This window comes from Methanobrevibacter gottschalkii DSM 11977, assembly GCF_003814835.1.
Classification (GTDB): domain Archaea; phylum Methanobacteriota; class Methanobacteria; order Methanobacteriales; family Methanobacteriaceae; genus Methanocatella; species Methanocatella gottschalkii.
Genome location: NZ_RKRG01000003.1, coordinates 313,695 through 336,212 on the forward strand (window position 1 = coordinate 313,695; position 22,518 = coordinate 336,212).

The 22,518-nt window shown below is 27.2% G+C and carries 22 protein-coding genes; 9 read left to right on the forward strand and 13 right to left on the reverse strand.

From position 1 onward, the window contains the following. Positions 1 to 95: 95 nt before the first annotated feature. A complete protein-coding gene (locus EDC42_RS08200; protein WP_069572864.1) occupies positions 96 to 1,481 on the reverse strand; it encodes a glutamate synthase-related protein in 1,386 nt (461 codons plus the stop codon). A gap of 805 nt (positions 1,482 to 2,286) precedes the next feature. Between EDC42_RS08200 and EDC42_RS08205 the strand changes: the two genes are divergently transcribed. Together EDC42_RS08205 and EDC42_RS08210 are read left to right on the forward strand one after the other, a co-directional pair. Beyond that, positions 2,287 to 5,472: a DUF11 domain-containing protein gene (locus EDC42_RS08205; RefSeq protein WP_083234901.1), complete on the forward strand. Its 3,186-nt coding sequence runs from the start codon at positions 2,287 to 2,289 to the stop codon at positions 5,470 to 5,472. 645 nt (positions 5,473 to 6,117) lie between these two features. Beyond that, the gene (locus tag EDC42_RS08210; RefSeq protein ID WP_069575492.1) at positions 6,118 to 7,467 is read left to right on the forward strand and encodes an FAD-dependent oxidoreductase; all 1,350 of its coding nucleotides are present in this window, start codon (positions 6,118 to 6,120) and stop codon (positions 7,465 to 7,467) included. Positions 7,468 to 7,592: 125 nt separating this feature from the next. On the opposite strand, the gene EDC42_RS08215 is transcribed toward EDC42_RS08210, so the two are convergent. Together EDC42_RS08215 and EDC42_RS08220 are read right to left on the reverse strand one after the other, a co-directional pair. Next, entirely contained in the window at positions 7,593 to 7,838 is a 246-nt protein-coding gene (locus EDC42_RS08215; RefSeq protein WP_083234902.1) for a hypothetical protein, read from the reverse strand. 405 nt (positions 7,839 to 8,243) lie between these two features. After that, the gene (locus EDC42_RS08220; protein WP_069575493.1) at positions 8,244 to 8,819 is read right to left on the reverse strand and encodes a hypothetical protein; all 576 of its coding nucleotides are present in this window, start codon (positions 8,817 to 8,819) and stop codon (positions 8,244 to 8,246) included. Between the two features lie 427 nt (positions 8,820 to 9,246). Here EDC42_RS08220 and EDC42_RS08225 point away from each other — a divergent pair, with 427 nt between their 5' ends. After that, on the forward strand, positions 9,247 to 9,603 hold the full coding sequence (locus EDC42_RS08225; RefSeq protein ID WP_069575494.1) for a DUF1304 domain-containing protein: 357 nt from the start codon (positions 9,247 to 9,249) through the stop codon (positions 9,601 to 9,603). 90 nt (positions 9,604 to 9,693) lie between these two features. Continuing rightward, positions 9,694 to 9,831, forward strand: a complete 138-nt coding sequence (locus EDC42_RS09495) for a hypothetical protein (protein WP_170151655.1) — start codon at positions 9,694 to 9,696, stop codon at positions 9,829 to 9,831. Between the two features lie 1,051 nt (positions 9,832 to 10,882). On the opposite strand, the gene EDC42_RS08230 is transcribed toward EDC42_RS09495, so the two are convergent. After that, on the reverse strand, positions 10,883 to 11,104 hold the full coding sequence (locus EDC42_RS08230) for a hypothetical protein (protein WP_069572986.1): 222 nt from the start codon (positions 11,102 to 11,104) through the stop codon (positions 10,883 to 10,885). A 19-nt stretch (positions 11,105 to 11,123) separates the two neighbouring features. Then, positions 11,124 to 12,152: a cysteine peptidase family C39 domain-containing protein gene (locus EDC42_RS08235; protein ID WP_069572989.1), complete on the reverse strand. Its 1,029-nt coding sequence runs from the start codon at positions 12,150 to 12,152 to the stop codon at positions 11,124 to 11,126. Positions 12,153 to 12,613: 461 nt separating this feature from the next. Here EDC42_RS08235 and EDC42_RS08240 point away from each other — a divergent pair, with 461 nt between their 5' ends. Then, positions 12,614 to 12,889 (forward strand): hypothetical protein, encoded by a 276-nt coding sequence (locus tag EDC42_RS08240; RefSeq protein ID WP_069572991.1) that lies wholly within the window; start codon positions 12,614 to 12,616, stop codon positions 12,887 to 12,889. A gap of 113 nt (positions 12,890 to 13,002) precedes the next feature. Next, positions 13,003 to 13,143, forward strand: a complete 141-nt coding sequence (locus tag EDC42_RS09500) for a hypothetical protein (RefSeq protein WP_170151652.1) — start codon at positions 13,003 to 13,005, stop codon at positions 13,141 to 13,143. 537 nt (positions 13,144 to 13,680) lie between these two features. Here EDC42_RS09500 and EDC42_RS08245 read toward each other — a convergent pair. The 4 genes from EDC42_RS08245 to EDC42_RS08260 form a co-directional block, all read right to left on the reverse strand. Further along, positions 13,681 to 15,258: a BCCT family transporter gene (locus tag EDC42_RS08245; RefSeq protein WP_069575635.1), complete on the reverse strand. Its 1,578-nt coding sequence runs from the start codon at positions 15,256 to 15,258 to the stop codon at positions 13,681 to 13,683. 682 nt (positions 15,259 to 15,940) lie between these two features. Continuing rightward, positions 15,941 to 16,342, reverse strand: coding sequence for a type II toxin-antitoxin system VapC family toxin (locus EDC42_RS08250; protein ID WP_069575634.1), 402 nt, complete (start codon positions 16,340 to 16,342; stop codon positions 15,941 to 15,943). Further along, the gene (locus EDC42_RS08255) at positions 16,339 to 16,575 is read right to left on the reverse strand and encodes an AbrB/MazE/SpoVT family DNA-binding domain-containing protein (protein ID WP_069575633.1); all 237 of its coding nucleotides are present in this window, start codon (positions 16,573 to 16,575) and stop codon (positions 16,339 to 16,341) included. The genes EDC42_RS08250 and EDC42_RS08255 overlap by 4 nt, the downstream gene beginning before the upstream one ends. A 373-nt stretch (positions 16,576 to 16,948) precedes the next feature. Further along, positions 16,949 to 17,281 (reverse strand): hypothetical protein, encoded by a 333-nt coding sequence (locus EDC42_RS08260; RefSeq protein WP_091699609.1) that lies wholly within the window; start codon positions 17,279 to 17,281, stop codon positions 16,949 to 16,951. Between the two features lie 581 nt (positions 17,282 to 17,862). Between EDC42_RS08260 and EDC42_RS08265 the strand changes: the two genes are divergently transcribed. Further along, on the forward strand, positions 17,863 to 19,068 hold the full coding sequence (locus EDC42_RS08265) for an ATP-binding protein (RefSeq protein ID WP_083234894.1): 1,206 nt from the start codon (positions 17,863 to 17,865) through the stop codon (positions 19,066 to 19,068). A gap of 412 nt (positions 19,069 to 19,480) precedes the next feature. Further along, positions 19,481 to 19,717, forward strand: coding sequence for a hypothetical protein (locus EDC42_RS08270; RefSeq protein ID WP_069575443.1), 237 nt, complete (start codon positions 19,481 to 19,483; stop codon positions 19,715 to 19,717). An 11-nt stretch (positions 19,718 to 19,728) separates the two neighbouring features. Here the strand turns inward: EDC42_RS08270 and EDC42_RS08275 are convergent, their stop codons facing one another. The 3 genes from EDC42_RS08275 to EDC42_RS08285 form a co-directional block, all read right to left on the reverse strand. Further along, positions 19,729 to 20,073, reverse strand: coding sequence for a zinc-ribbon domain-containing protein (locus tag EDC42_RS08275; RefSeq protein ID WP_069575442.1), 345 nt, complete (start codon positions 20,071 to 20,073; stop codon positions 19,729 to 19,731). An 84-nt stretch (positions 20,074 to 20,157) separates the two neighbouring features. Further along, a complete protein-coding gene (locus EDC42_RS08280) occupies positions 20,158 to 20,673 on the reverse strand; it encodes a hypothetical protein (protein WP_069575441.1) in 516 nt (171 codons plus the stop codon). Positions 20,674 to 20,710: 37 nt separating this feature from the next. Further along, positions 20,711 to 21,187 (reverse strand): hypothetical protein, encoded by a 477-nt coding sequence (locus tag EDC42_RS08285; protein ID WP_069575440.1) that lies wholly within the window; start codon positions 21,185 to 21,187, stop codon positions 20,711 to 20,713. A 185-nt stretch (positions 21,188 to 21,372) separates the two neighbouring features. On the opposite strand from EDC42_RS08285, the gene EDC42_RS08290 reads away from it, so the two are divergent. Then, positions 21,373 to 21,651 (forward strand): transcriptional regulator, encoded by a 279-nt coding sequence (locus EDC42_RS08290; RefSeq protein ID WP_069575439.1) that lies wholly within the window; start codon positions 21,373 to 21,375, stop codon positions 21,649 to 21,651. Positions 21,652 to 21,913: 262 nt separating this feature from the next. Here the strand turns inward: EDC42_RS08290 and EDC42_RS08295 are convergent, their stop codons facing one another. Further along, on the reverse strand, positions 21,914 to 22,465 hold the full coding sequence (locus tag EDC42_RS08295; protein WP_069575438.1) for a hypothetical protein: 552 nt from the start codon (positions 22,463 to 22,465) through the stop codon (positions 21,914 to 21,916). Between the last annotated feature and the right edge of the window lie 53 nt (positions 22,466 to 22,518).

Below are 22,518 nucleotides of genomic sequence, written 5' to 3' on the forward strand. Positions count from 1 at the left end.
TGATTCATATTAAATGTTTGATATTCAACCATGTAATTTTAGAAAATAATTAAAATTATATAGGGATGCATAATGCAAACTGGATTACATGAGGGTTATGTATGTTTAATATTTGTGTAATTAGATATTTCGGAGTTTATTGTGCATAAATCATTCATGTTTAAATCATGTACATTATCATGTCCAGTAATTCTTGAAAATTGTTTTAACTCTTCATTTGAAACTTTTAAATAGTTTTCAACTCTTTTTGCAGCAGATTCTATTTTAAATCTTTCACGATTTTCCATATCTTGTGTAGCAACACCTACTGGGCAATGTCCAGTTTGGCAAATTTTATACTGTTGGCATGCTGAGGCAATCAATGCTCCTGTTCCAATAGCTATTGCATCAGCACCCATAGCTAAAGCTTTAGCAAAATCAGATGAAACGCGTAAACCTCCGGTGATAATTAATGAAATATCTTTATCATGTTCATCAAGGTATTTTCTAGCCCTACTCAAAGCATAAATTGTAGGTACGGATGTTGAATCCCGAATGATTTTTGGACTTGCACCTGTAGATCCTCCTCTACCATCAATAGTTATAAAATCTGGTTCAGCATAACAAGCATACTCCAAATCCTCTTCAATTCGCCCCGCTGCAAATTTCAATCCAATTGGCCTTCCTCGGGATTTTTTTCTTAAGTATGAAACCAATTCTTTCAGGTCATGTTTTGAGTTAACTTCTGGAATTGTAGCAGGTGAATGAATATCCTGACCTACTGGTTTATTTCTAATTTTGGCAATTTCAGGAGTTACTTTCACGCCTTGTAATTGTCCACCTAAACCTGGTTTGGTAGACTGTCCTATTTTTATTTCAATAGCATCACTGTTTTTTAAATTTTCATCATTCACGGAATATTTATTTGGAACATACTCAAAAATATATTTATAAGCATTTTCCATTTCTTCAGGTAGAATTCCACCTTCTCCACTGCATTGGGCAGTTTTAACACTTGCACTTCCTTTAGCAAGTGCAATTTTACTTTCTCTTGATAATGCTCCAAATGACATGTGAGTGATATAAATTGGACTTTCAATAACTAAGGGTATTTTAGCATTTTTTCCAATAACGGTGGTTGTGTTAACATCAATATTTGATTCAATAGGTTGGGGATTTAGCTGACATCCCAAAATTAGAATATCATCCCAATTAGGCATTGGTAACTCTGTATACATTGAAGATATTATTGATTCACCAGAAATAGCTATTTGATGTATTGTATCCATGTGTCGAATATCCTTATCACTTTTAGCGAATTCTTTTGGATATGATAAATCTGTTGGTTCATTTTGAATTTTATAATCTGAATCTGAATTTTCAAATTCAACAAAATTTGATATATCCTGTTTACAAGTGGGACATTTATCTAAATCTTTTAATAATACTCCTGTTGCTTCTTCATTATGAATATGACCGCAAATTAGACATTTATATATCATATTTACACCTCTTTAATTAAAAATTAATAGTAGAATTATATATAAACTTTTAGATTTATCATTATGATAATTTCTTAATATATTTGAATTTATTAAAAGTATAATTAATACTTAAAATTATTTGTGTGGTAAAATGAAATTTTCAAATAAATTTTTAATTTTAATATTTATCTTAATGATTATAACTATGAAATGAATTAGTGTCACAGGTGCTGATATTGGGGTTTTGATATTAAATTTAATAATAATGTTGATGATGCTCATTTAAGTTTAAATGGTTCATATTGTCTGTAAAAATCATTGAACAAGATTTTTACACGCATATTTTCGTCTACATTCTTTCAATAACAATTAAAAATCATGCAGAAAAACATAATTCATATAAAAACCTTATGAAAATCCAATCCAAATCATAGAATAATATAACAGATGTTATTAAATAAAAAAATTTAATAAAAAATTTCATCCAAAAAATCTTAAGTTTCTAGGAATGATTCAAAATAGGAAAATTTATATTGTTCATTTATCACATATAATTATATGAAACTTTTATATTATTATATTTAATAATATATTAGTTTTATAAGAAAATTAAACTATTAATTTATTTTGTTAATTAAGGTTGACTTGATTAATAGATAAATTTAATGGAATGCGTCATTTATTAGGTTGTTGTCATTAGATTGAATGCAATTTACTCCATTTTAATGGATATTAGGATAAATGATGAAATTGAAATAAAAAATAGGATGCTGTTATTATTAAATTTAAAATATATAAAATTGCACTAAAATTAAGTATTATTATGTTGATAACATTGTTATGCTTATTTACTGTTAGTGCTAAAGAAATATATGTGTCATCTGATGGTTCAGATGATTTAAATGGTACAGATTTAAATAATCCTTGTAGTTTTCATAAGGCAATTAATATTTCTGAAGATGGTGATTCTATTAAAATGAAGGCAGGTAATTATTCCATATCTGAGGAAGTTGATAAATCTTTAAATATTAGTGCATATAGTGATGATGTTGTTAATATAAAGAATAAATTTTCTTATGTGTTTAAGGTTAAAAACAACAATAGCCTAGTTTTAAATTCTTTAAATTTTAAAAATTTTAACACAGCTATTGAATCATATTCATATCCAAATATAATGATTAAAAATTGTTTATTTGAAAAAAGTAGCTATATGTGTCTAAATATGCGGGGAGGCACTACTATTATAACAGACTCAATATTTAGAAATAATACTGGTAGTCAAGGTAGTGCAATAAACTTTCAAAATACGTTATATAAAAATAGATCTTATTTACATATAAATAACACTATTTTTGATTCAAACCATGGTACAAACTTAGGAGGAGTTATATACATTTCTCTTTCAAATATGTATCTTTATAATAATACTTTCATTAACAATAAAGCCGGTTATACTGGTGGAGTAATCTTTAATGATGTATCTAAAGTTTATGATAATCGTTCTAGATATATAAATAATGGTGCACTTTATTCTGGTGGTGCTATTTATATTAGAGGTGATAAAGATTTAGGTTCGTATTATGGAGATCATGTGGAATTTATAAATAATTCTGCCCCATATAAAAATGGTGATTCTGGAGGTTATGGGACTTCTGGAGGAGCTTTTACTGCAGTAGATGGTGGAGAAATAGTTTTAAAGAATTCTGTTCTTGAAGGAAATAAAGCAATGTCAAGAGGGGGTGCAATTTGGTCAGATCAAAAAGTTAGTATTATAAATACTCTTATTTCAAATAATTCTGCTTATAATGAAACCGGTCTAACTGTGGGTGGTGGATTATATTGTCCTCTTTTAAAAGTAAATATAATCAATTCTACATTTTCAAACAATCATGCCAAAGAATATCCTGATATTTTTAATGATATAACATTTCCTTCAGTGGATATTGTTGAAAATATTAATAATACTGATGGTAAAAAAATTAGTATTAAAAATTTAACTAAACCAGTATCATATTGCTTGCAACCTGGAATTCTAAATATTGCTTCATCTCCAATAATTGAAACTGGCACAAATAAATTACTTGGTTCTGGAGGCTATTTCAATGGGAAGCCTATTGGTGAATTATTGAAAATTTTTATAGTTCAAAATTATCAAAGAGTTCTTGATAAGAAAATTAGTGAAAATACCTTTAAAAGCATGTTGGGTTTTATATCAAGTGGCTGTTCATCACTACCTTCTCCATTTAATGATTCTTATTATTTATCACATAGATTAATTAAAGAAACTTTAGATGAATATGAAAAAGGCGTTAGATATCCAGATGTAAATGCAACAGGTCCAATTAATTGGTTAACAAAAAAATATTTAACATTCGATTTTTATCAATTCTCAAATGAAGATCATCAAGATTTGATTGTGTTCACATTCAATGAATCAAACACAACTCTTAATCCACCAATTAATGTAACTAAAAAATCAAACACTACAAATCCTGATTTTAATACTGTTGTATCTTATGTTATAACTGTAAAAAACACTAATAAAACATCAATGGTTTTTGATGCTTTAGTTATTGATACTTTAAGTGAAGGATTAGTTTATAATGGTGCTTCCCATAATGGAGTATATAACAATACAACTAATACAGTTACTTGGATTCTCAATATTCCTGCTGATAGTGAAATTAACCTTTTTGTTAATGCAACAGTGGAAAAATTTGGCAAGCTTAACAATACAGTTAATGTTTTTAATAAAACTGCAAATGTTACTGTTAATGTTCCAAATACTGATGTAACAAAAGCTGTGAATGTTACAAGACCTAGTTTCAATGATACGATTTGTTATACTATTACAGTTTTTAATCGTAATCCTAATGTTGATTTAATGAATCTTGTAGTTAGGGATGTTTTAGATGATGGTTTAGTTTTCAATGGAGCTTCCAGTGGTGGTGTTTTTGATCCTATTTCTCGCACTATTATTTGGACTATAAACATTACTAAAGGTGGTCAAGCTGTTATTTATGTTAATGTCACTGTTAATAAATATGGCATGTTAGTTAACAAAGTTTTTGTTGATAATAAAACTGCCAATTCTACTGTTTATGTTCCAATAGAACCTCCTGTTAACCCGGATATGACTGTTGTGAAACTTTCTTTGAATAGGACTGTTTATGTTGGTAATCAGACTGTCTTTACTATTGTTGTCCGTAATACTGGTGATTGTGATTTAGGTGAGGTTTTTGTTGTTGAAAAAGCTCCAGAAGGTCTTGCTTACAGTTCATTTAAAGGCACTGACTGGTCATACAGCAATGGCAAATTTACTTATGGTAAGGTTTTAAAAGTCAATGAGTCTGCTGGCTTTGAGATTGTATTCGATGCTGTTAGTCCTGGTAATTGGACTAATGTTGTTGTTGCAGGTTCAAATTTAACAGATAATAAAACTGGTAATAATACTACTAAGGTTTATAAGCCGGATATGGCTGTTGAGAAGCTTTCTTTGAATAGGACTGTTTATGTTGGTAATCAGACTGTATTTACTATTGTTGTCCGTAATACTGGTGATTGTGATTTAGGTGATGTCTTTGTTGTTGAAAAAGCTCCAATGGGACTTGTTTACAACTCATTTAAAGGCACCGACTGGTCATACAGCAATGGCAAATTTACTTATGGTAAGGTTTTAAAAGTCAATGAGTCTGCTAGCTTTGATATAGTATTTGATACAATCAGTCCTGGTAATTGGACTAATGTTGTTGTTGCAGGTTCCAATGTAACCGATAACAAAACAGGAAATAATACTACTAAAGTCTATAAACCTCCTGTTAATCCCCCTGTTAAACCTCCAGTTAACCCTCCGGTTAATCCACATAAAATAGAAAAACCAGATAATGAAAAAGACAAGATTATTAAAAAAGATTCTTCAATTAATATAAGAAAAACAGGTAATTCAATATTCTTAATGATGTTATCTGTTATTATTTCAATTCCGTTAATAAGAAGAAATCAAAAATAAACTTTAAAATTATTGTTTTTATTTTTGTGTAAGAAATTACACAAAAATATTTTTTTTGAAATTGAGAGTGTTGGCAGAAATTATTGAGTTTTAATTTTTGTTAAATTTTAAATTAGTTTTTCTATTTTTTATTAAATTTTAACCCTGTTGGTTTATATGATAATACTGATGTTAGTTTAATTAAAATTATTATAAATTCATGTATTTGCCAAATTGATGGGGATTTTACAATTATTGATTCAGATGATGGATTGGAATGTTATATTGAATTTATGATATAATGATAATTGTTTTAGACATTCTGTTTATCCTTAATGTTTTATTTCAAAAAATTGTGTGATTTGAAGTTTATATGATTATTGCATTGTAAATTGAATTCAGGACTTTATATTTTAAAGGATTTGATATTTTTAACAAAAACCTGTATATTTCATCTGTAAACAATAATATCATACAAACTTCTGCAAAAAACAGGATTTACTATCATTAATTATAAATATAACGATTAATAAAATGATATTAAATTACTTTAAAAAGGTATTATTTAAATAAAATATGAAAGTGTTCCTGTAATCAAGATAAAAATTTTTTTAAGGTTACTATTTTATTTAGATAATATAAAACATTGCATATAGGAGACTAAGTATGAAAACAAAATATGATGTAGTTGTCATTGGATTTGGAAAAGCTGGAAAGACACTTGCAGCAAAACTTGGAAAAAACGGTAAAAATGTTGCATTGATTGAAAAAGATGCAAATATGTATGGTGGAACCTGCATAAATGTAGGTTGCATTCCTTCAAAACGACTAATAACTGATTCTTTGAATGCTCCGAAAGGGGAGTTTTCTTTGAAATCAGAATATTACAGAAATGCAATTGATGAGAAAAGGAAATTAACAGCAGCACTTCGTAAAGCTAATTATGACAAACTAGCACAGTCTGGCGTAGATATTATAGATGGAATTGCATCATTTACAAATGAAAATCATATCAGTGTTCAAACAAATGATGGCATAAGGAGTATTGAGGCAGAACAGTTTGTCATCAATACAGGATCTGCTCCAGTTATTCCTAAAATAGATGGATTAACTGAAAGCCAGAATGTATATGTGGCAGAAACTATTATGGATCTGGAAGAGTTGCCTTCTTCACTTACAGTCGTTGGTGGAGGGTATATTGGACTTGAATTTGCTTCTATGTATGCCAATTTTGGAAGCAGAGTAACAATCATTCAACGCGGAAACATATTTCTCCCAAAAGAAGATGAAGATATTTCCGAATCCATTCGTGAAGTATTGGAAGCAAAGGGAGTACAAATTATAACCGGAGCAAAGACAACAAAGATTCAGGACGGATCACTTTATTATGATGCAAATGGTGAATCCCATGTTTTGAAAGGAGATGCAATACTATTAGCAACTGGACGCATGCCAAATACAGATGGACTTGGATGTGAAAATGCAGGGATTGCTCTTACATCCAGAGGTGCTGTTGTGACTGATGAGCATTTAAGAACCACCGCAAATCATATCTGGGCTGCAGGTGATGTCTGTGGAAATCTCATGTTTACCTATATTTCACTTGATGATAGTAGAATCATATTGGATGACATGAATGGAAACGGTAAGAGGACAACAGAAAATAGGGGTGCATTTTCTTATTCTGTATTTATTGACCCGCCATTTTCACGTGTAGGGATGAGTGAAAAAGAGGCTGAAGATGCACAAATTGAATATCATGTAACTAACCTTCCAGCAAACTCAATTCCAAAAGCAAAAGTTCTTCGAGAAACTGAAGGAATGCTTAAGGCAATAATTGCAGAGGATGGGACAATTTTAGGTGCAGAGCTATTTTGCGCAGAATCTCCAGAGATAATCAATCTGATTAAATTAGCAATGGATCACCAGTTAAAAGCGGAGACAATTGGAGATTTCATATTCACACATCCAACAATTTCAGAAAGTTTAAATGATCTCTTTTCAAATGCGAAATAGGATATTTTTTGAAAAAATTACTGTTTTGAAAATTTGGAACTGGTACTCAGAATGTATCAAAACATTTCAATTTAGGATAAAATTAATGAATTGATTAGATGAAGTGGAAATATTCAACTTTATCTTCATATGAATCTTGGAAAACCGCCTTGATTATATTTAAATAATGCTGTTAATGTAATGTTTCCTTGACTCCATGTTGTACCAGTTTCACTTTCTTTTAGTTCTGTCCATGTTATCGGTTTGTCATCCCCCATGAATATTGGTTGTTCTTGGGATATTCCATGTTTTCGTTTTACTGTTTTGTCTAATATTTTTTCAAGTAGTTCATTAATTCTTCTGTAATTATTGTCTTTTGTAATTAATTGCATTTGTTCTGCAATGTCTTTTCTTAAACATTAAACGAACTGATGGAAATATTTAAAAAAGAATTCTACAGAATAATCGGCTTAAAATCATTTTATGAAAATTGGGTGAATGAATATTTAACTGGTACAGACATTTGGTAAAATACTATTGGTTTTATGGTTGGATGGTGTACTCTTCTGTAGTTACACGATTATACATTAATAATCCATCATTATAATCTTTGAAATGATATTCTACACCATCAAATGTAATTTCAAGGTCTTGAAATGAGTTTTTAACCCTCCAATCATGAACATTATCTTTAAAAGAATATGTACTATCTTTCCAATAATCCTCAAGAATCTCATACTCTAACCAGTTGACATTGCCTCACCATTATTTCAGGAAAAAATATAGGAGTAAAAAGATTACTCCTCTACAACTGCAATACTATCAATAATTTTTGTTATTTCTCCAGAATATAAATCGACATTTGTATTATTTGTAAATATATACAATTCACTTATATCATCCGTATTTTCATTTACATAAGCGATATATCTGAATTTAGTCACATCCATATCACTTACATCTTCATAAGGAGTATACGGACTATAGGTTTTCCAAGTTTCATAACTACCACTTATTTTTCTATCCGATGATACATTCTTAAGTTTATCAGGATTTGCTTCGTATTCATAAAGTTTAAATCCATTAACTTTGTCTTTAGTGACATTTTTATATCCTGATGATTTTCCATTAGATTTGATGGCATCAAATAGTTCTTTTTGATCTTTTGGACTATTACCTGATACTGAAATAAAAAATATTCCAATATCATTTTTATAGGCAATCCCTTTATTATCTAACATATAATCCGAAGGAAGTGTTATACAACTATCTCCTGCCATTAATGTCACATTAGAGGATCCAATGAACATCAATATTGCCAGAATAGCAACAATAACAACAACCACAATTGCAACTACAACCTTTTTATTCATAATTTCACTCACCAATTAGTTATTATAATATGATAATTAGTATAAAAAAACTATTATTTAAATATATTTATATAAATTTGATTTGAAATATTAAAATAAGTAATTAATATGTTCAATTTAACACTCAACTCAATGATTAATGTTTTCGGTGAAATATTCAGATAATATTTTAAATCATAGGGAAAGTATATTGATATTTCCGTGCTTGGAGTATAAAAAAATAAATTCATAACATTTATCTCTTCAAAAAGAATATACTGATTGAAAAAAACACAACTAACATTTCTGAGTCCTCCCTATAAATTTATATAATTTTTTCAATAATATAATAATATGAATATTCAAGTAATGATATTATTAATAATTACATAATGTTTATTCAATATATTAAAATAAATGGTAAGAATTATATGATGAGGTAATTTCAATGATGATTATAACAACTATATTAGGAACACTTGTAGCATTAGAATTTTTTTATATAATGTATCTTGAAACATTTGCTACAAATTCTGATAGGACATCAAAAGTTTTTGATATGGATAAAAGTGAATTAGAAAGAGAATCAGTCAATACTTTATTTAAAAATCAGGGAGTTTATAATGGTTTATTGGCGGTTATGATTTTACTTGCTCTTTTTGTATTTGTTAGTAAAACCGCTTTATCTGTTTTAATGGCATATATTATATTAGTTGCTATTTATGGAGGGATTACAAGTAATCCGAAAATTATTTTTATGCAAGGCGGTTTGGCAATCATTACATTAATCTCTTGTATCTTTTAGTTTTTAATACTTGCAATGGAAAATATCCAATATGAGATTATTTGACAAAAAAGTAAACAATATCGTTTTGAAGAATGGATCATTCAAAAAATGAGAAATATTGAAATAAGAAAAGATTTAACTGCTGAATACCATGTGGTGTTGAAGAAGCTTGAATATGCAATACTCACATATGAAATTAGTAAATCTTCATTTGGATTAACTACAAAACAAAGAATCAAAAAATGAATTAGGAGGTTTGAATGTTTGTTTCGGAAACATTCAAACACCAACAATAAACTCTCTGTTCAGTATAATGGTATTAATTCTACTTATTTAGCAAATAATAACATAAAAATCTTCAATACAAAAATAGCATTGAAGATATTTTCCATACACTGAACATATCACTACAACAGGATGTAGTAATTCCCCAAATACAAGTATATACTCATCATTTGGGATATTGTATTAGGTGAAAATCTAAATGAAATCTCTGTGATTGCAGATAATTATATTTTAATTTCCACAAGCCATTATTTTAGACATTTTATTATCAATACAATAGATTTGAATATGACTTGAACATCAACAGATGAAAAGTACATATTCATATTTATCAATTATATTTTATAATTTATAAAGTTTACTAAAAAATTTCATATAGTGAGACTGTCCAATAAATATTTTTTTCTAATTTTTTATTGGTTTTTTATTGTAATTTTGATTATTTTGAATAGTCTAATCTAAAAAGTAGTTAATATATCTATTTTTTAAGTTTTGAATGTTTGCTTTGAAAACCTTAAGTATTAACTGAAAATAAATGGACATAATAGAAATAATATGCCAAATCATCACATGGATCATTATGTTGTTGACTTGGCAAAACATGAGGGAAAAATAATTTTCCCTCACCCTTATTCTATTATATACTATGTCCTATTATTTAAACACTTCCATTAAGAGAGGGGAAAGATAATTATGTTGTGGATTGTGCTGTTGGAATTAATCCTTGTTTTAGGGATTTATTTCACAAAAGATAATCAGAAGTACATGAACATTTTGTTTGTGTTGTTAGGAATTTGTCTTGTTTGTAATTTTGTGGTGGAGTTTCTTTTATGAAGGAATTTTTTTCCACCTTTTTTTATTGGGGAGTGTCAGCCAAAAGTAATTTTCTTGATGTAAATTTTTCTTTGTTTTTGAATTGAAGTATTTTTAATCAGTTTCAAAAATTAGTTTTAGATTTTTGGCAGACACCCATCATTTTAAAAAAAATACTATTAATCAAATTATACATTTGCTACGAATTACTTCCAGACCCTTCAGAATAAGTTTCAGTCGTTGGAATCAACTTCAGATTATCATTATCATCCAACATCCAGAGATAAACTACATCATCATGTGATTCATTTAAACTAGAATCAGACTCAAGAGCATTATCTGACAAACCGAAATAACCAAATAATGCTAAACCAATAATTAAAACACCAAGAATTAATATTAAAAACTTCGAATTAAACATGTGAAAATTCCTCCAAATATTATGGGAAGTGAGAATATGAAACAGTATATTTTATTGATTGTATTGGGAAGGATGTAGGTCTTGAGACAGAAAATTTTGTTCCCGCTTTATGAGCTAAATTAAAAATAGCTGGCTGATGAATAGTCTCTACTTTTCCTTTAAAATGTGATTTAGAATAAACTTTTATCTTATATATCACTTTTACTGTTATTCTATGTTTTGTTAATTTTTTTGTAGATAGTTTAACTACTTTTCCTCCCCATTTTGGTACTATAATTGTATATTTAAATGCATAACCTTTAGGGTTTGCATTAATATATGACATAGATTTAGATACATAAAATGCATATCCATTACCCGAAATATATTTTTGATCAATATTAGAAATATAATTAGTATTATTTGATACAATAGAAATATGATTATTATATTGTTGTTTATTAAGTATAACTATTGTTTGATTAGTATAATATTGATTAAATTCCATTATATCAAATTTATAATTACCCAAATTAGAATCTGCTAAAATAATAAACTCCTCATTAATTTCTTTCACTACAGACCAATGAGTAATACCCAAAATATTCATATTCACAATATAATTTTCTTTAAGCTGAACTGTTTCTAATTTAACACCAACTCCCATTAAATCATATTTTTTAGTTGCATCAATTATTCCTTTCATTGTCGTTCCATTTAAAGTAGTATTAGTTGCGATTTTAGCTTCATATAATGTAATATTATTCCCTAAGTTGTTTAAAACTGTTGCAAAAGATGCTGCACCACAACTATACTCATCATCAGCCATCACTACTCCTGTAGTATTCTTAATATTCTTTCCACCAACAATATTATCAGAAAGATAACCAGAATCCTCTTCATAATAATAAAATGATTTTTCATCAATTAACTTAGTATCATCATGACCTGAATCATCTATTGTAATATTATTAAAAACAAAATCATCATAATTTTCATATGCACTAACCGCACTGCAGTGTAAAATCATGATAATTACAAAAACTAAAATGAATCTCTTATTTATCAAAATTAATCTCCTTTTTAATTAATAGAAATTGTTAGTTAAATACATTTTCTTTAATAAGTTTTGAAGTTTGCTTTGTAAACATTAACTGAATACATTTTAAAAATTGAAGTAATAAATATATAAATATAATTATTATTCTATTAATAAAAATTATAAAAAAGTATTACTATTTCATTATCTGAACTATTGAAAAAAGAACAATGAAAAAGAATTATAATAAAATTTTGATAAAAAAAGTTTAATTGCCAGAAATAATTCAGAATAATAGGTTGTTTTATTAAAAACCGTTTTAAATTTGTTAAAAATTGAAATAAATAAAAGATTTAAGAAAGTTTAAAAAGTAATAATAAAAAATACAATATCTTTAATAACAGAGTTATAAAAAAGAATTACGAATTTAAAAAGTAATACATTTCAATTTTAAATGTTTGCTTTGTAAACATTTAGTATTAAGAAAAATAATGACAAAATGGGATGCAAAAATAGGAGATTACTATTTTTCAGTGATCGATGTTGTTGATGCATTAGAAATAAGTAAAATCCATCACAATATTGGAGGACACTTAAAAGTCGTATTAATGATAAAAAATGGTCAAAGTGTTACAATTTCTAACAGGTTGAAAATGCCTGCTAAAGATGGTAAATTATGTGAAACTGATGTAGCAAATACTAAACAATTATTCGTATCATACAATCTATTCCTTCTAAAAAAGCAGAACCATTTAAACAATGGTTAGCTCAAGTAGGTGGTGAAAGGCTTGATGAAATAGCAGACCCTGAATTAGCAATTGAAAGAGCAATAAGTACCTATTGTAAAAAATGTTACAGTGAAGATTGGATTACTCAAAGAATGTGGGCTATTGAAACTAGAAAAGACTTAACTGCTGAATGGCATATGGTTGTGTTGAAGAAGCTTGAATATGCAATACTCACATATGAAATTAGTAAATCTTCATTTGGATTAACTACAAAACAAAGAATCAAAAAATGAATTAGGAGGTTTGAATGTTTGTTTCGGAAACATTCAAACACCAACAATAAACTTTCTGGCCAAACTACAACAGGAATGTAGTAATTCCCCAAATATATACCAGTTATTTGAGATATTGTATTGAGTGATAATCTAAATGGTACTCCTATTATTGCAGATAATTATATTCTAATTCCCACAAGTCATTATTTTAGACATTCTATTACCAATACAATAAATTTGAATATGACTTGAACATCAACAGATGAAAAGTACATATTCATATTTATCAATTATATTTTATCATTTATAAAGTTTACTAAAAAATTTCATATAGTGAAACTGTCCAATAAATATTTTTTCTAATTTTTTATTGTAATTTTGATTATTTTGAATAGTCTAATCTAAAAAGTAGTTAATATATCTATTTTTTAAGTTTTGAATGTTTGCTTTGAAAACATCCTGCATTAACTATTTATTGGATTGGTATTTAATTGATATTTTAAAATTGATTTATTTGAATTATAACAAAAAGAGTAAAAGATGAAAATATATAAGTTACTCTTCATCTTCCTTATTTTGATTTTCATATGATTTGAATGGTCTGTCTACTGTCGGATGTCGTTCTGCCTTTACAAACAGTCTCATTTCATCTTTTTCATATACCAGTTCCTTAAATACTGAAACTACTATAAGCATCAGTATTATTGAAAATGGAAATGCAGTAATTATCAGTATGTTCTGTAATCCGTCAAGTCCTCCGTTTATTAGAAGTATTGTTGCTGTACTTGATAGTATTATGCCCCATATTACTTTTATTTTCTTGGATGTCTCTTCGTTTCCGTTTTCCGATAATATTGCCAGTACTACTGTAGCTGAATCTGCTGATGTGATAAAGTATATGATTATCAGTATAATTGCCAATATGGATAATATTATTGCCAGTGGATATTGGTTGAATATTCCAAACAGCATATTAGATATTGGCATCTTGATGATGGGACTTCCAGGTGTTGTCCCATTCATAGCCAATGTTCCAAATATTGAAAACCATACAAATGAAAATATTGATGGAACCAGTAGAATGTATGTTAGAAATTCTCTTATTGTTCTTCCTTTTGAGATGTTTGCAATAAATACTCCTACAAAAGGTGACCATGAAATCCACCATGCCCAGTAGTATATTGTCCAGCTTTGTACCCATCCCTGCTGAGCTACTGTACCTGATGCTGCCGTTCTAAAACTCATCCGGATAAAGTCATTCATGTATGCGCCTATACTTTCTATGAAGAAGTTTGCTATATCAAGTGATGGTCCAATCACAAATGCTATTAGCATAAGAAGTATTGCCAGAAGAATGTTTGTATTTGACAGTATTCTAACACCCTTATTTATTCCGGATACTGCTGATGTTAGAAATAGGATTGATGCTATGATTATGATTATAATCTGTACATTGATTGACTGTGTTATTCCGAATAAATAGTTTAATCCACTGTTTATTTGAACTGCACCCAATCCGAGTGATGTTGCAACACCCACTACTGTTGCAAATATTGTAAGTGCATCCACAACATATCCTATATTTCCTTCAGTATACTTGCCGAATATTGGCTTTAATGTTGATGAGATATTGGGAACTTCCTTTTTTCTGTATTTAAAGTAGGCTATTGCCAATGCTACCATTCCATAAACGGCCCATGCTGAAATACCATAATGGAAAAATGAGTATTTCAAAGCATCAAGCATTGCCTGCTGTGTAAATACTGTTGTTTCCGGTGCCATTACAGCATAATGTGATAATGGCTCGGCTGCTCCATAAAATACAAGTCCTATTCCCATACCTGCCGAGAATAACATTGCTATCCATGAAAATGTTGAATATTCAGGCTTTGAATTTGGATCCCCTAGTCGTATTTTACCCATTGGATGAAATATAACAATGACACTAATTACTACACATAAGAATACCACCATCAGATAAAACCATCCGAAGTGTATTCCTAGAAAATCCCTGATTGAATTAGTTATTTGTCTAAAGGATTCGGGAAATGCTACTGCTAGAATCATTATGCAAATAAATGGTATTAATGCCAGCCATAGAACCGGTTTATTAATTTTTGCCGATTCTTTAATATTATCATTCCTCCTAAGAAAATTGAATAATTTGTCTAATTGGTTTTCTTTTTATATTTTCTTTTCTTTTTCAAATGAAAATTTTTTAATATAATATTATTTAAATTAATCATTGAATATTATTTTATATAAATTTTATATGTCATGTTTATATATGATGTTCTTATTTAAAATATTATTTGATAATATTTTTGACCCTTTCAAAAACTTGTGTGATTTAAATATCTGCAAGTTTTTTATTTAAAACATTTTCTTAATATTTGGAGTTATTTTTATAATTTAAAGCTAATTAATCCGTTATTTTGAAAAATTTAAATGAACAGATTAACCGAAAAATTAGTTATCACACAAGTTTTTGAAAGAGCCATATTTTTTAAGTTTTGAATGTTTGCTTTGTAAACATTTGGTATTAACAAATGAATTTCCAACAATTGCTTGAGCATTAAAAGAGGTTAAAACAAATCCAATATATAAGAAACGATTTAGAAAAGAGAAACTCTTTCAAAATAATAATTAAAGGAAATTCTAAAAAATAATATTCGGAAGTTTATATAAAAAAGAAAACATATTTTTTATTACAAAAAACATCAATTTGTATAATGATTTTATATGTAATATTAAAGTTTATTTATATATGGTTACTTAACTAAAAAACTATTAAACCCTAATCTAATAAATATAATTACAAACTGATTAAATTAATATCTTCAACTCTTTTAAATTCTTTATCAAACGATAATAAATTATTTATTTTTTCTTTCTCCATTATATGTATAATACTTGAATCAGTGAAACTTAGTTTAGTGTTATAAACTTCATAAATTAACATAACCTTAGAATTAAAATCAGCTAATTTATATTCATTAACAATGTTAAAAACAGAAGTTAATAAATCATAACTTGAAATTGCCACAGTTAATCCTAATTTATTTCCTATAATTGTTATAACTTCATTAATAATTAGATTGCTAATATAACATTCGTTGTCTTCAGTTAATTTTACATATTCTAATGCTTTTTTATGTAAAGAATCATTATCATTAATTAATGCAATTAAAAAAGAAGAATCTAAAAATATTTTCATAAATATAAACTCCTTTTTAAGTCAACAGCATTAGTAACTTCTTTAGAACTTCCTAAACCTATCAAATCTTTAACAGATGGCTTTTTATTTTCAACTTTTAAAGTGATTGTTTTATCAGGATTTAAACTCCAAATAATAACAGATTCCTTAGAAATATTTAATTCTTTTCTTATTTTAGAGGGGATTGTTATTTGATTATTTTTATATATTTTAGTAGTTCCTATATTAACCATATAATCACCTATTAAAATATATGTTTAGTAGGTATTAATAAATATAACCTAAATAAAAAACGGCACTTTCAAAAAATTGTGTGATTTAGATATCTGCAAGTTTTTTATTAAAACATTTAATATTTGGAGTTATTTTTATAATTTAAAGTTGGTCAGTTTAGATAGAAATGAATTAAAATATATAGCGACCTTTTTTAATAGACTAATTTTTTTTAATTCTAAAATGATTTTTAAATTTTTTATTCTCATTTCGCTACTTTAAATTCCATCTGGAACATTTTGTGGATTTTAAACTGTTCCGTTTTGAATGTTTGCTTTGTAAACATTCAGTATTAACACTTGAAGAGTTAAATACTTATTGAAAAAAATTAGTTTAAATGAAATGGTAGTATTCTACTTCCACTTCATTTTCATATTCAAATCTGATGAAAGCGCCTTGATTATCTTTGAATAATATAGTTACTGTTTCATTTCCTTGATTCCATCTTGTACCATTGGTGCTTTGTTTTAGTTCTGTCCATGTTATTGGTGTTTCACCAATATAGAATAATGCTTGTTCTTGGATTACTTCCATGTTTTCGTTTACTGTTTTGTCTAGTGTTTTTTCTAATAATTCATTAATGCTTTTGTAGTTGTTTTGTTTTTTTATTATTTGCATTTGTTCTGCAAGGTCTTTTCTTATTCTTATGCTTGTGTATTCTGCCATTGTTTAACACTCCTTTAATGATTTATTTATGGGATTAGCATCCCACAAATAAATATTATTACACATATTATGAATAGTGCAATTACTGGTTTTGATTCATGATTTTTGTATAATAATATTGCTAGTATTATTAACAGTATTAAGTTGATTATCTGCAATATTCTTAACATGATTTTTCACCTCTTTTGATAAAATTTAATAATGAAAAAATATAAAAGCTTAATTTGATGGGAGGGATTTTTTTAATCCCTCTTTTCTAACTGTTCTTTTATCCATATTAATATTGTTATTAGCGTTAATATGGCATTTATTAATGTTAACCAATCAATTCTTTACACATCCTTGTTTATTATATTGTACTATATAGCATATAAAGATTTCTATTTTTAATTTAAAAAATAGTAATTTTTTTAAATAAAATTCCCTCCAAAAAATACAATAAAATACATTCAACAAACCAATATTTAATATTATGACAATTTAATCAATAAGAAAATTTTATATGTTTGCAAATTATAATTATGAATATAGTTTAACTAAAAGTATTTACTATAAAAAAGACCATTTTAGGAGTGTAATTGATGATGAATATTGAAACTAGAGAATCATTATTCCAACCAGGACAACCAGTAAGTGCGGATAGATTCAAAGGAAGAGAAGAGATTATCGAAGAAATATTAAAATATTTTCCTTCAGTAAAATCAGGTAACCCTCATCATTTCTTCATTACTGGAAAAAGAGGAATGGGAAAAACATCTTTAGCTAATTTCATATCTGATTTTGCTAATAAAAATTATTCTATGATTACTGCACATATAATGAATGATGGAGTACACTCTATAGATGAATTAATAGTGCAAATAATTGAAGGGATATTAAATTCAATTAAATCTGAAAAATGGTCTGAAAAAATATTTGGATTTTTAGAAGATCACATTGAATCAGTTGGTCTTGGTGGAATGAATATTAAATTCAAACCATCAAATCAAGAATTAAAAAATATTAAAGATAACTTTGCATTTTATTTATCTGATTTAGTAAATAATTTTAAAGATAAAGATGGATTGTTTATTGTCATTGATGATATTAATGGATTATCTGAAACTCCTGATTTTGCAAATTGGTATAAAAGTTTTGTTGATACTTTAGCAACATCGGTGGATAATGCTCCAATTTGTATAATGTTAACAGGATACCCTGAAAAATTTATAAAATTACATGAACAAAATCCTTCAGTAAATAGAATATTTCATGTTCATGAATTAAATAGATTGGATGATGATGAAATTAAAAATTTTTATACAGATATTTTCTTAATATATGATATTAATGTAGAGGGTATGGCTTTGGAAGCTATGACTAAATATTCTTCGGGTATGCCTACTATGATGCAAGAAATTGGGGATGCAACTTTTTGGTCAGATACTGATGGATTCATTGATAGGGAAGATGCATTTAAAGGCATTATTGAAGCGGGAAATCGTATTGGTTTAAAATATTTACAACCATTATTAGATCAAAAAATTAGAAGTGAAAATTATTTATCTTTATTTAAAAAAATAGGTAATGAATTAGCTGCTTCTCCAAACAGCACATTTACTAAAAAAACATTTTCTGATGTATTAAATGATAATGAATCAAAAGTATTTAAAGATTTTATTAGTAGGGCTAAGAAATTAGGTATTATTGAATTAGCAAGTTCTAAAAAGCAAGGGGAATATCAATTTACTAATCAATTATATCCAATGTACTTCATGATACAAACATTCAAAGAAGAAGCATTATAATTTTACTATAAAACTTTTATTTACTTTTAAAAGAATATTTATTAAATGAAGTGGTTGTAATTCTAATTCAAATTTCACAGCGAAAAAACAGAGCCAATATAAAATTCCTAAAACATGTAAAGAATTAGGAGATTATTATAGATGTGGTTTAGAAATAACTTCAGATGTTGATCCAAGTCAAACTCCATTTCAGTTTTGAATGTTTGCTTTGAAAAATTCAGTATTAACAAAATAAACTTAAGAAATCATATAACAAAGCAAATCATAAACGAAAAAATTATGTAAAGAGTCTGTCCAATAAATATTTTTTCTAATTTTTTTTATTTGCATTAGTATAACTAGGTCACTACCATTTTTGTGTTATGTGACCTTTTTTAATAAAAACTATTTTTTTTATAAAGGTGGCATGACTATGTCTGGAACCGATGAGTTATTATTAAAAATTTTTTTTCGTAATTATGATGAGGAAGAACGTCGTAATGGATTAATTGATAACAAGAATAGTCAGATGATTGTTTTAACTGGGACTATGTTGACTTTACAAGCAACATTATTTTCAGTGGGGTTGTTGAATGAGTTTGTTTATAATAAAATTATAATTAATCCCGTTAAATTTTGGATTTATGCTGTTTTGAATAATTCAACCTAAAACATTCAATATTAACGTATAAATCCAACATTAAACATGAAAACAATTGCAAAGATTGAGAAAATAAGGATTAGTAATGCATTCACATTAGTTTTATTAAATTTACCACTAAGTAAATCACCATAGTTTCTGTAAATTAAATAAAAACCCACTATTGCACCAAATATTGCTAAAATAGGTAAAATAATGCCTAAAATAGCTAAAATATATCCAATAATAATATAACTTTTGTAAGATTTTGATGGAGAAACCTCTATGCTAAAAGTTTCATCATCTACCTTATTGCCACATTTTGGACAAAATTTAGAGCCCCCTTCTAATTCATTTCCACACTCAGTACAATACACTTTTTCCATATATCCACCTACTTAAAATTTTTAATACTGCCAATATAATAAATAAAAGAAAGTTGTTTAATTAACAACTTAATGATTAAAATATTATATTACTGAACCACTTCCAGAAGAGTATTTATATACTGTAGCCGAAGCAGGGACATCATAATCAATATGTCCAACCACTTTTTCATTTCCACCGACAGTGTTTATTACAATATCTCCTTTAATATGGTGTGTTGCATGTCCAAAATCATATTCATCTAAACCATCAATACAATCATCAGAGATTGTATAATCAAATTTAAACCCATATTCATTATCTTTAACATAAGTATTTTTGGAGTTAAATGTAACATCTTCTAAATGTTGTGTTTTACCATTATGGTAAGTAACTTCAATGTTCTTTAGCTGAACATTATTAACTTCAGTTATTGTATCAGTTGGTATAATTGTAAAAGCCACATTAGTTTTGTAATTATAATTTACAGTCATGCCAACATCAGTTACATTTACTGAATCACCACCACTAAAAAAGGAGATTATCCCAAAAATAACGATTAAAGCAACTATTACTAAAATAATTGTCTTTAAACCAATTTCAAAATCGCCAATTTTCATATATTATCACCTAAAAAATTAAGCAAGGATTTTTTAGTTAAAATTCTATAGAATTAGCATATGTTTTTAAATCATCTAAATTATCCCCAACAATACCTACTACTTCAGTTTCATTATCATTTGATGCAATTAACATATAACCTCCATCATGTTGAACCATCTGATTATATAATACAGTGAAACCATCTTCAACAGAAGGATGTTTAAAAGTAGAATTTTCATCTAAAATATTAATTACATATTCAGTTATATTAGTATCATTATCATCAACAATGGATTCATTAAAGTAATAAACTATTATATTATCACCAATTGGGTCTCCATAATTAAAATTATATCCAAATACAGAAGCACCTGTGATATTAGAGTCAAGAGTTACAAATTCCTCATCAGAGGGAACACTCATGTTAAACAAACCATCGAAATCGTGAGTTGTTGTTTCAACTGCAAAAACACTAGCTAAAGAGACAAAAGCCATTACAACGATCAATATAGCAAAAATCTTTTTACTCAATTAAATTACCTCCAACAATTAAATTTTTTTACAAAATTTAAGTTTTGTATTATTATGTCTCTTTTAAATATAATATAAAAGTTGTGTATAAATCGAATCAATAAGAATTATAAATAATAAATAGGAATCAATAAGAATCTTTTAATAACTATTAAAGTAGTTAATAAAGAATATAACAAATAAATATGAGTGAAAATGAATCAGAACCAAATTTTTGGTCTTTAATTGGATATATAAAAGTTTCTCCAGCACGTTTAAATTGCATCACTTGTATCGGCACTGAATATAAAATGCCAAAAGAAATTGTTGATGCAACAGGAATGCGAATAACACAAATATCAAATGCATTACACGACCTAAAAGAAAAGAAAATAGTAGTCTGTTTAAATGAGGAAAATATCAAAGGCAGACTATACCAAAATACCGAATTAGGATTACAGCTATTGGAAGAATTAAAAAAATAACAACATCGAATACTATTACCATCACCAAATAAAAAAGTTCTTGTATAATTCATTAAGCTATCAAATAAAGTATTAATTAAATATTTAATTTTATAATAGACCTGTAAATGAAGATAAAGTATCACTAGTTACATAGACATGAACAATAAAAAAACATAAGAATCAGAACCACACATAATTAACAAATCAGATAATTGGCAAACCACTAAAAAAAGATAAAGAGATTATTTAATCTTTTGATTAAACAACCCTCTTACAAGCATTAATGTCTAAGTACAATATTATCAATTATTGATTGTACTTTAGATTTTTTTACTTTTTCATTATCTTCCCATAATTTTATTGAATAACTCTCCAGTTCATCAGTAATCTTTTTACTTTGGGATTTAGATAATACATACCCATTACTTTCAATATAATCATGTTCATAGAGCCCAATTTCTGAATAAATTCGCTTCCAATTATCATCAGTTCGATAATATTCATCTCTAATTGCTGTAGATTGAAATGCTGATGTTGTATTGAATGCCTGTGTTATTAAATCTTCAATATAATAATCAGTAACACCAGTAAAATCTTCTTTTTTAACATCTTCCTTATAATATCCAATAATAGTAGAAGCCAAATTATATTTTTCAACTAATTCGTGTCCAGAAATATACTCCTGTATTCTTTTTAAGTCATTAGCATTGGCAAGATTATCTAATTGATTTTGAATATCCAATACTTGAGAAGATAAAGCTGAATTGACACTTTCCACATGACGAATCTTTTTTTCATATTGCTCTTTCTGTTCGTCCATTTCCCTCTGCATAGAGACAGCTTGAACTTCTAATTGGTTTTGAATAATTCAACCTAAAACATTCA

Bases quoted from the DNA above. Each gene is read 5' to 3' on its own strand.
- EDC42_RS08200 (WP_069572864.1), bottom strand. From the start codon at position 1,481: ATGATATATAAATGTCTAATTTGCGGTCATATTCATAATGAAGAAGCA.
- EDC42_RS08205 (WP_083234901.1), top strand. From the start codon at position 2,287: ATGTTGATAACATTGTTATGCTTATTTACTGTTAGTGCTAAAGAAATA.
- EDC42_RS08210 (WP_069575492.1), top strand. From the start codon at position 6,118: ATGAAAACAAAATATGATGTAGTTGTCATTGGATTTGGAAAAGCTGGA.
- EDC42_RS08215 (WP_083234902.1), bottom strand. From the start codon at position 7,838: ATGCAATTAATTACAAAAGACAATAATTACAGAAGAATTAATGAACTA.
- EDC42_RS08220 (WP_069575493.1), bottom strand. From the start codon at position 8,819: ATGAATAAAAAGGTTGTAGTTGCAATTGTGGTTGTTGTTATTGTTGCT.
- EDC42_RS08225 (WP_069575494.1), top strand. From the start codon at position 9,247: ATGATGATTATAACAACTATATTAGGAACACTTGTAGCATTAGAATTT.
- EDC42_RS09495 (WP_170151655.1), top strand. From the start codon at position 9,694: ATGAGAAATATTGAAATAAGAAAAGATTTAACTGCTGAATACCATGTG.
- EDC42_RS08230 (WP_069572986.1), bottom strand. From the start codon at position 11,104: ATGTTTAATTCGAAGTTTTTAATATTAATTCTTGGTGTTTTAATTATT.
- EDC42_RS08240 (WP_069572991.1), top strand. From the start codon at position 12,614: ATGACAAAATGGGATGCAAAAATAGGAGATTACTATTTTTCAGTGATC.
- EDC42_RS09500 (WP_170151652.1), top strand. From the start codon at position 13,003: ATGTGGGCTATTGAAACTAGAAAAGACTTAACTGCTGAATGGCATATG.
- EDC42_RS08250 (WP_069575634.1), bottom strand. From the start codon at position 16,342: ATGAAAATATTTTTAGATTCTTCTTTTTTAATTGCATTAATTAATGAT.
- EDC42_RS08255 (WP_069575633.1), bottom strand. From the start codon at position 16,575: ATGGTTAATATAGGAACTACTAAAATATATAAAAATAATCAAATAACA.
- EDC42_RS08260 (WP_091699609.1), bottom strand. From the start codon at position 17,281: ATGGCAGAATACACAAGCATAAGAATAAGAAAAGACCTTGCAGAACAA.
- EDC42_RS08265 (WP_083234894.1), top strand. From the start codon at position 17,863: ATGATGAATATTGAAACTAGAGAATCATTATTCCAACCAGGACAACCA.
- EDC42_RS08270 (WP_069575443.1), top strand. From the start codon at position 19,481: ATGTCTGGAACCGATGAGTTATTATTAAAAATTTTTTTTCGTAATTAT.
- EDC42_RS08275 (WP_069575442.1), bottom strand. From the start codon at position 20,073: ATGGAAAAAGTGTATTGTACTGAGTGTGGAAATGAATTAGAAGGGGGC.
- EDC42_RS08280 (WP_069575441.1), bottom strand. From the start codon at position 20,673: ATGAAAATTGGCGATTTTGAAATTGGTTTAAAGACAATTATTTTAGTA.
- EDC42_RS08290 (WP_069575439.1), top strand. From the start codon at position 21,373: ATGAGTGAAAATGAATCAGAACCAAATTTTTGGTCTTTAATTGGATAT.
- EDC42_RS08295 (WP_069575438.1), bottom strand. From the start codon at position 22,465: ATGCAGAGGGAAATGGACGAACAGAAAGAGCAATATGAAAAAAAGATT.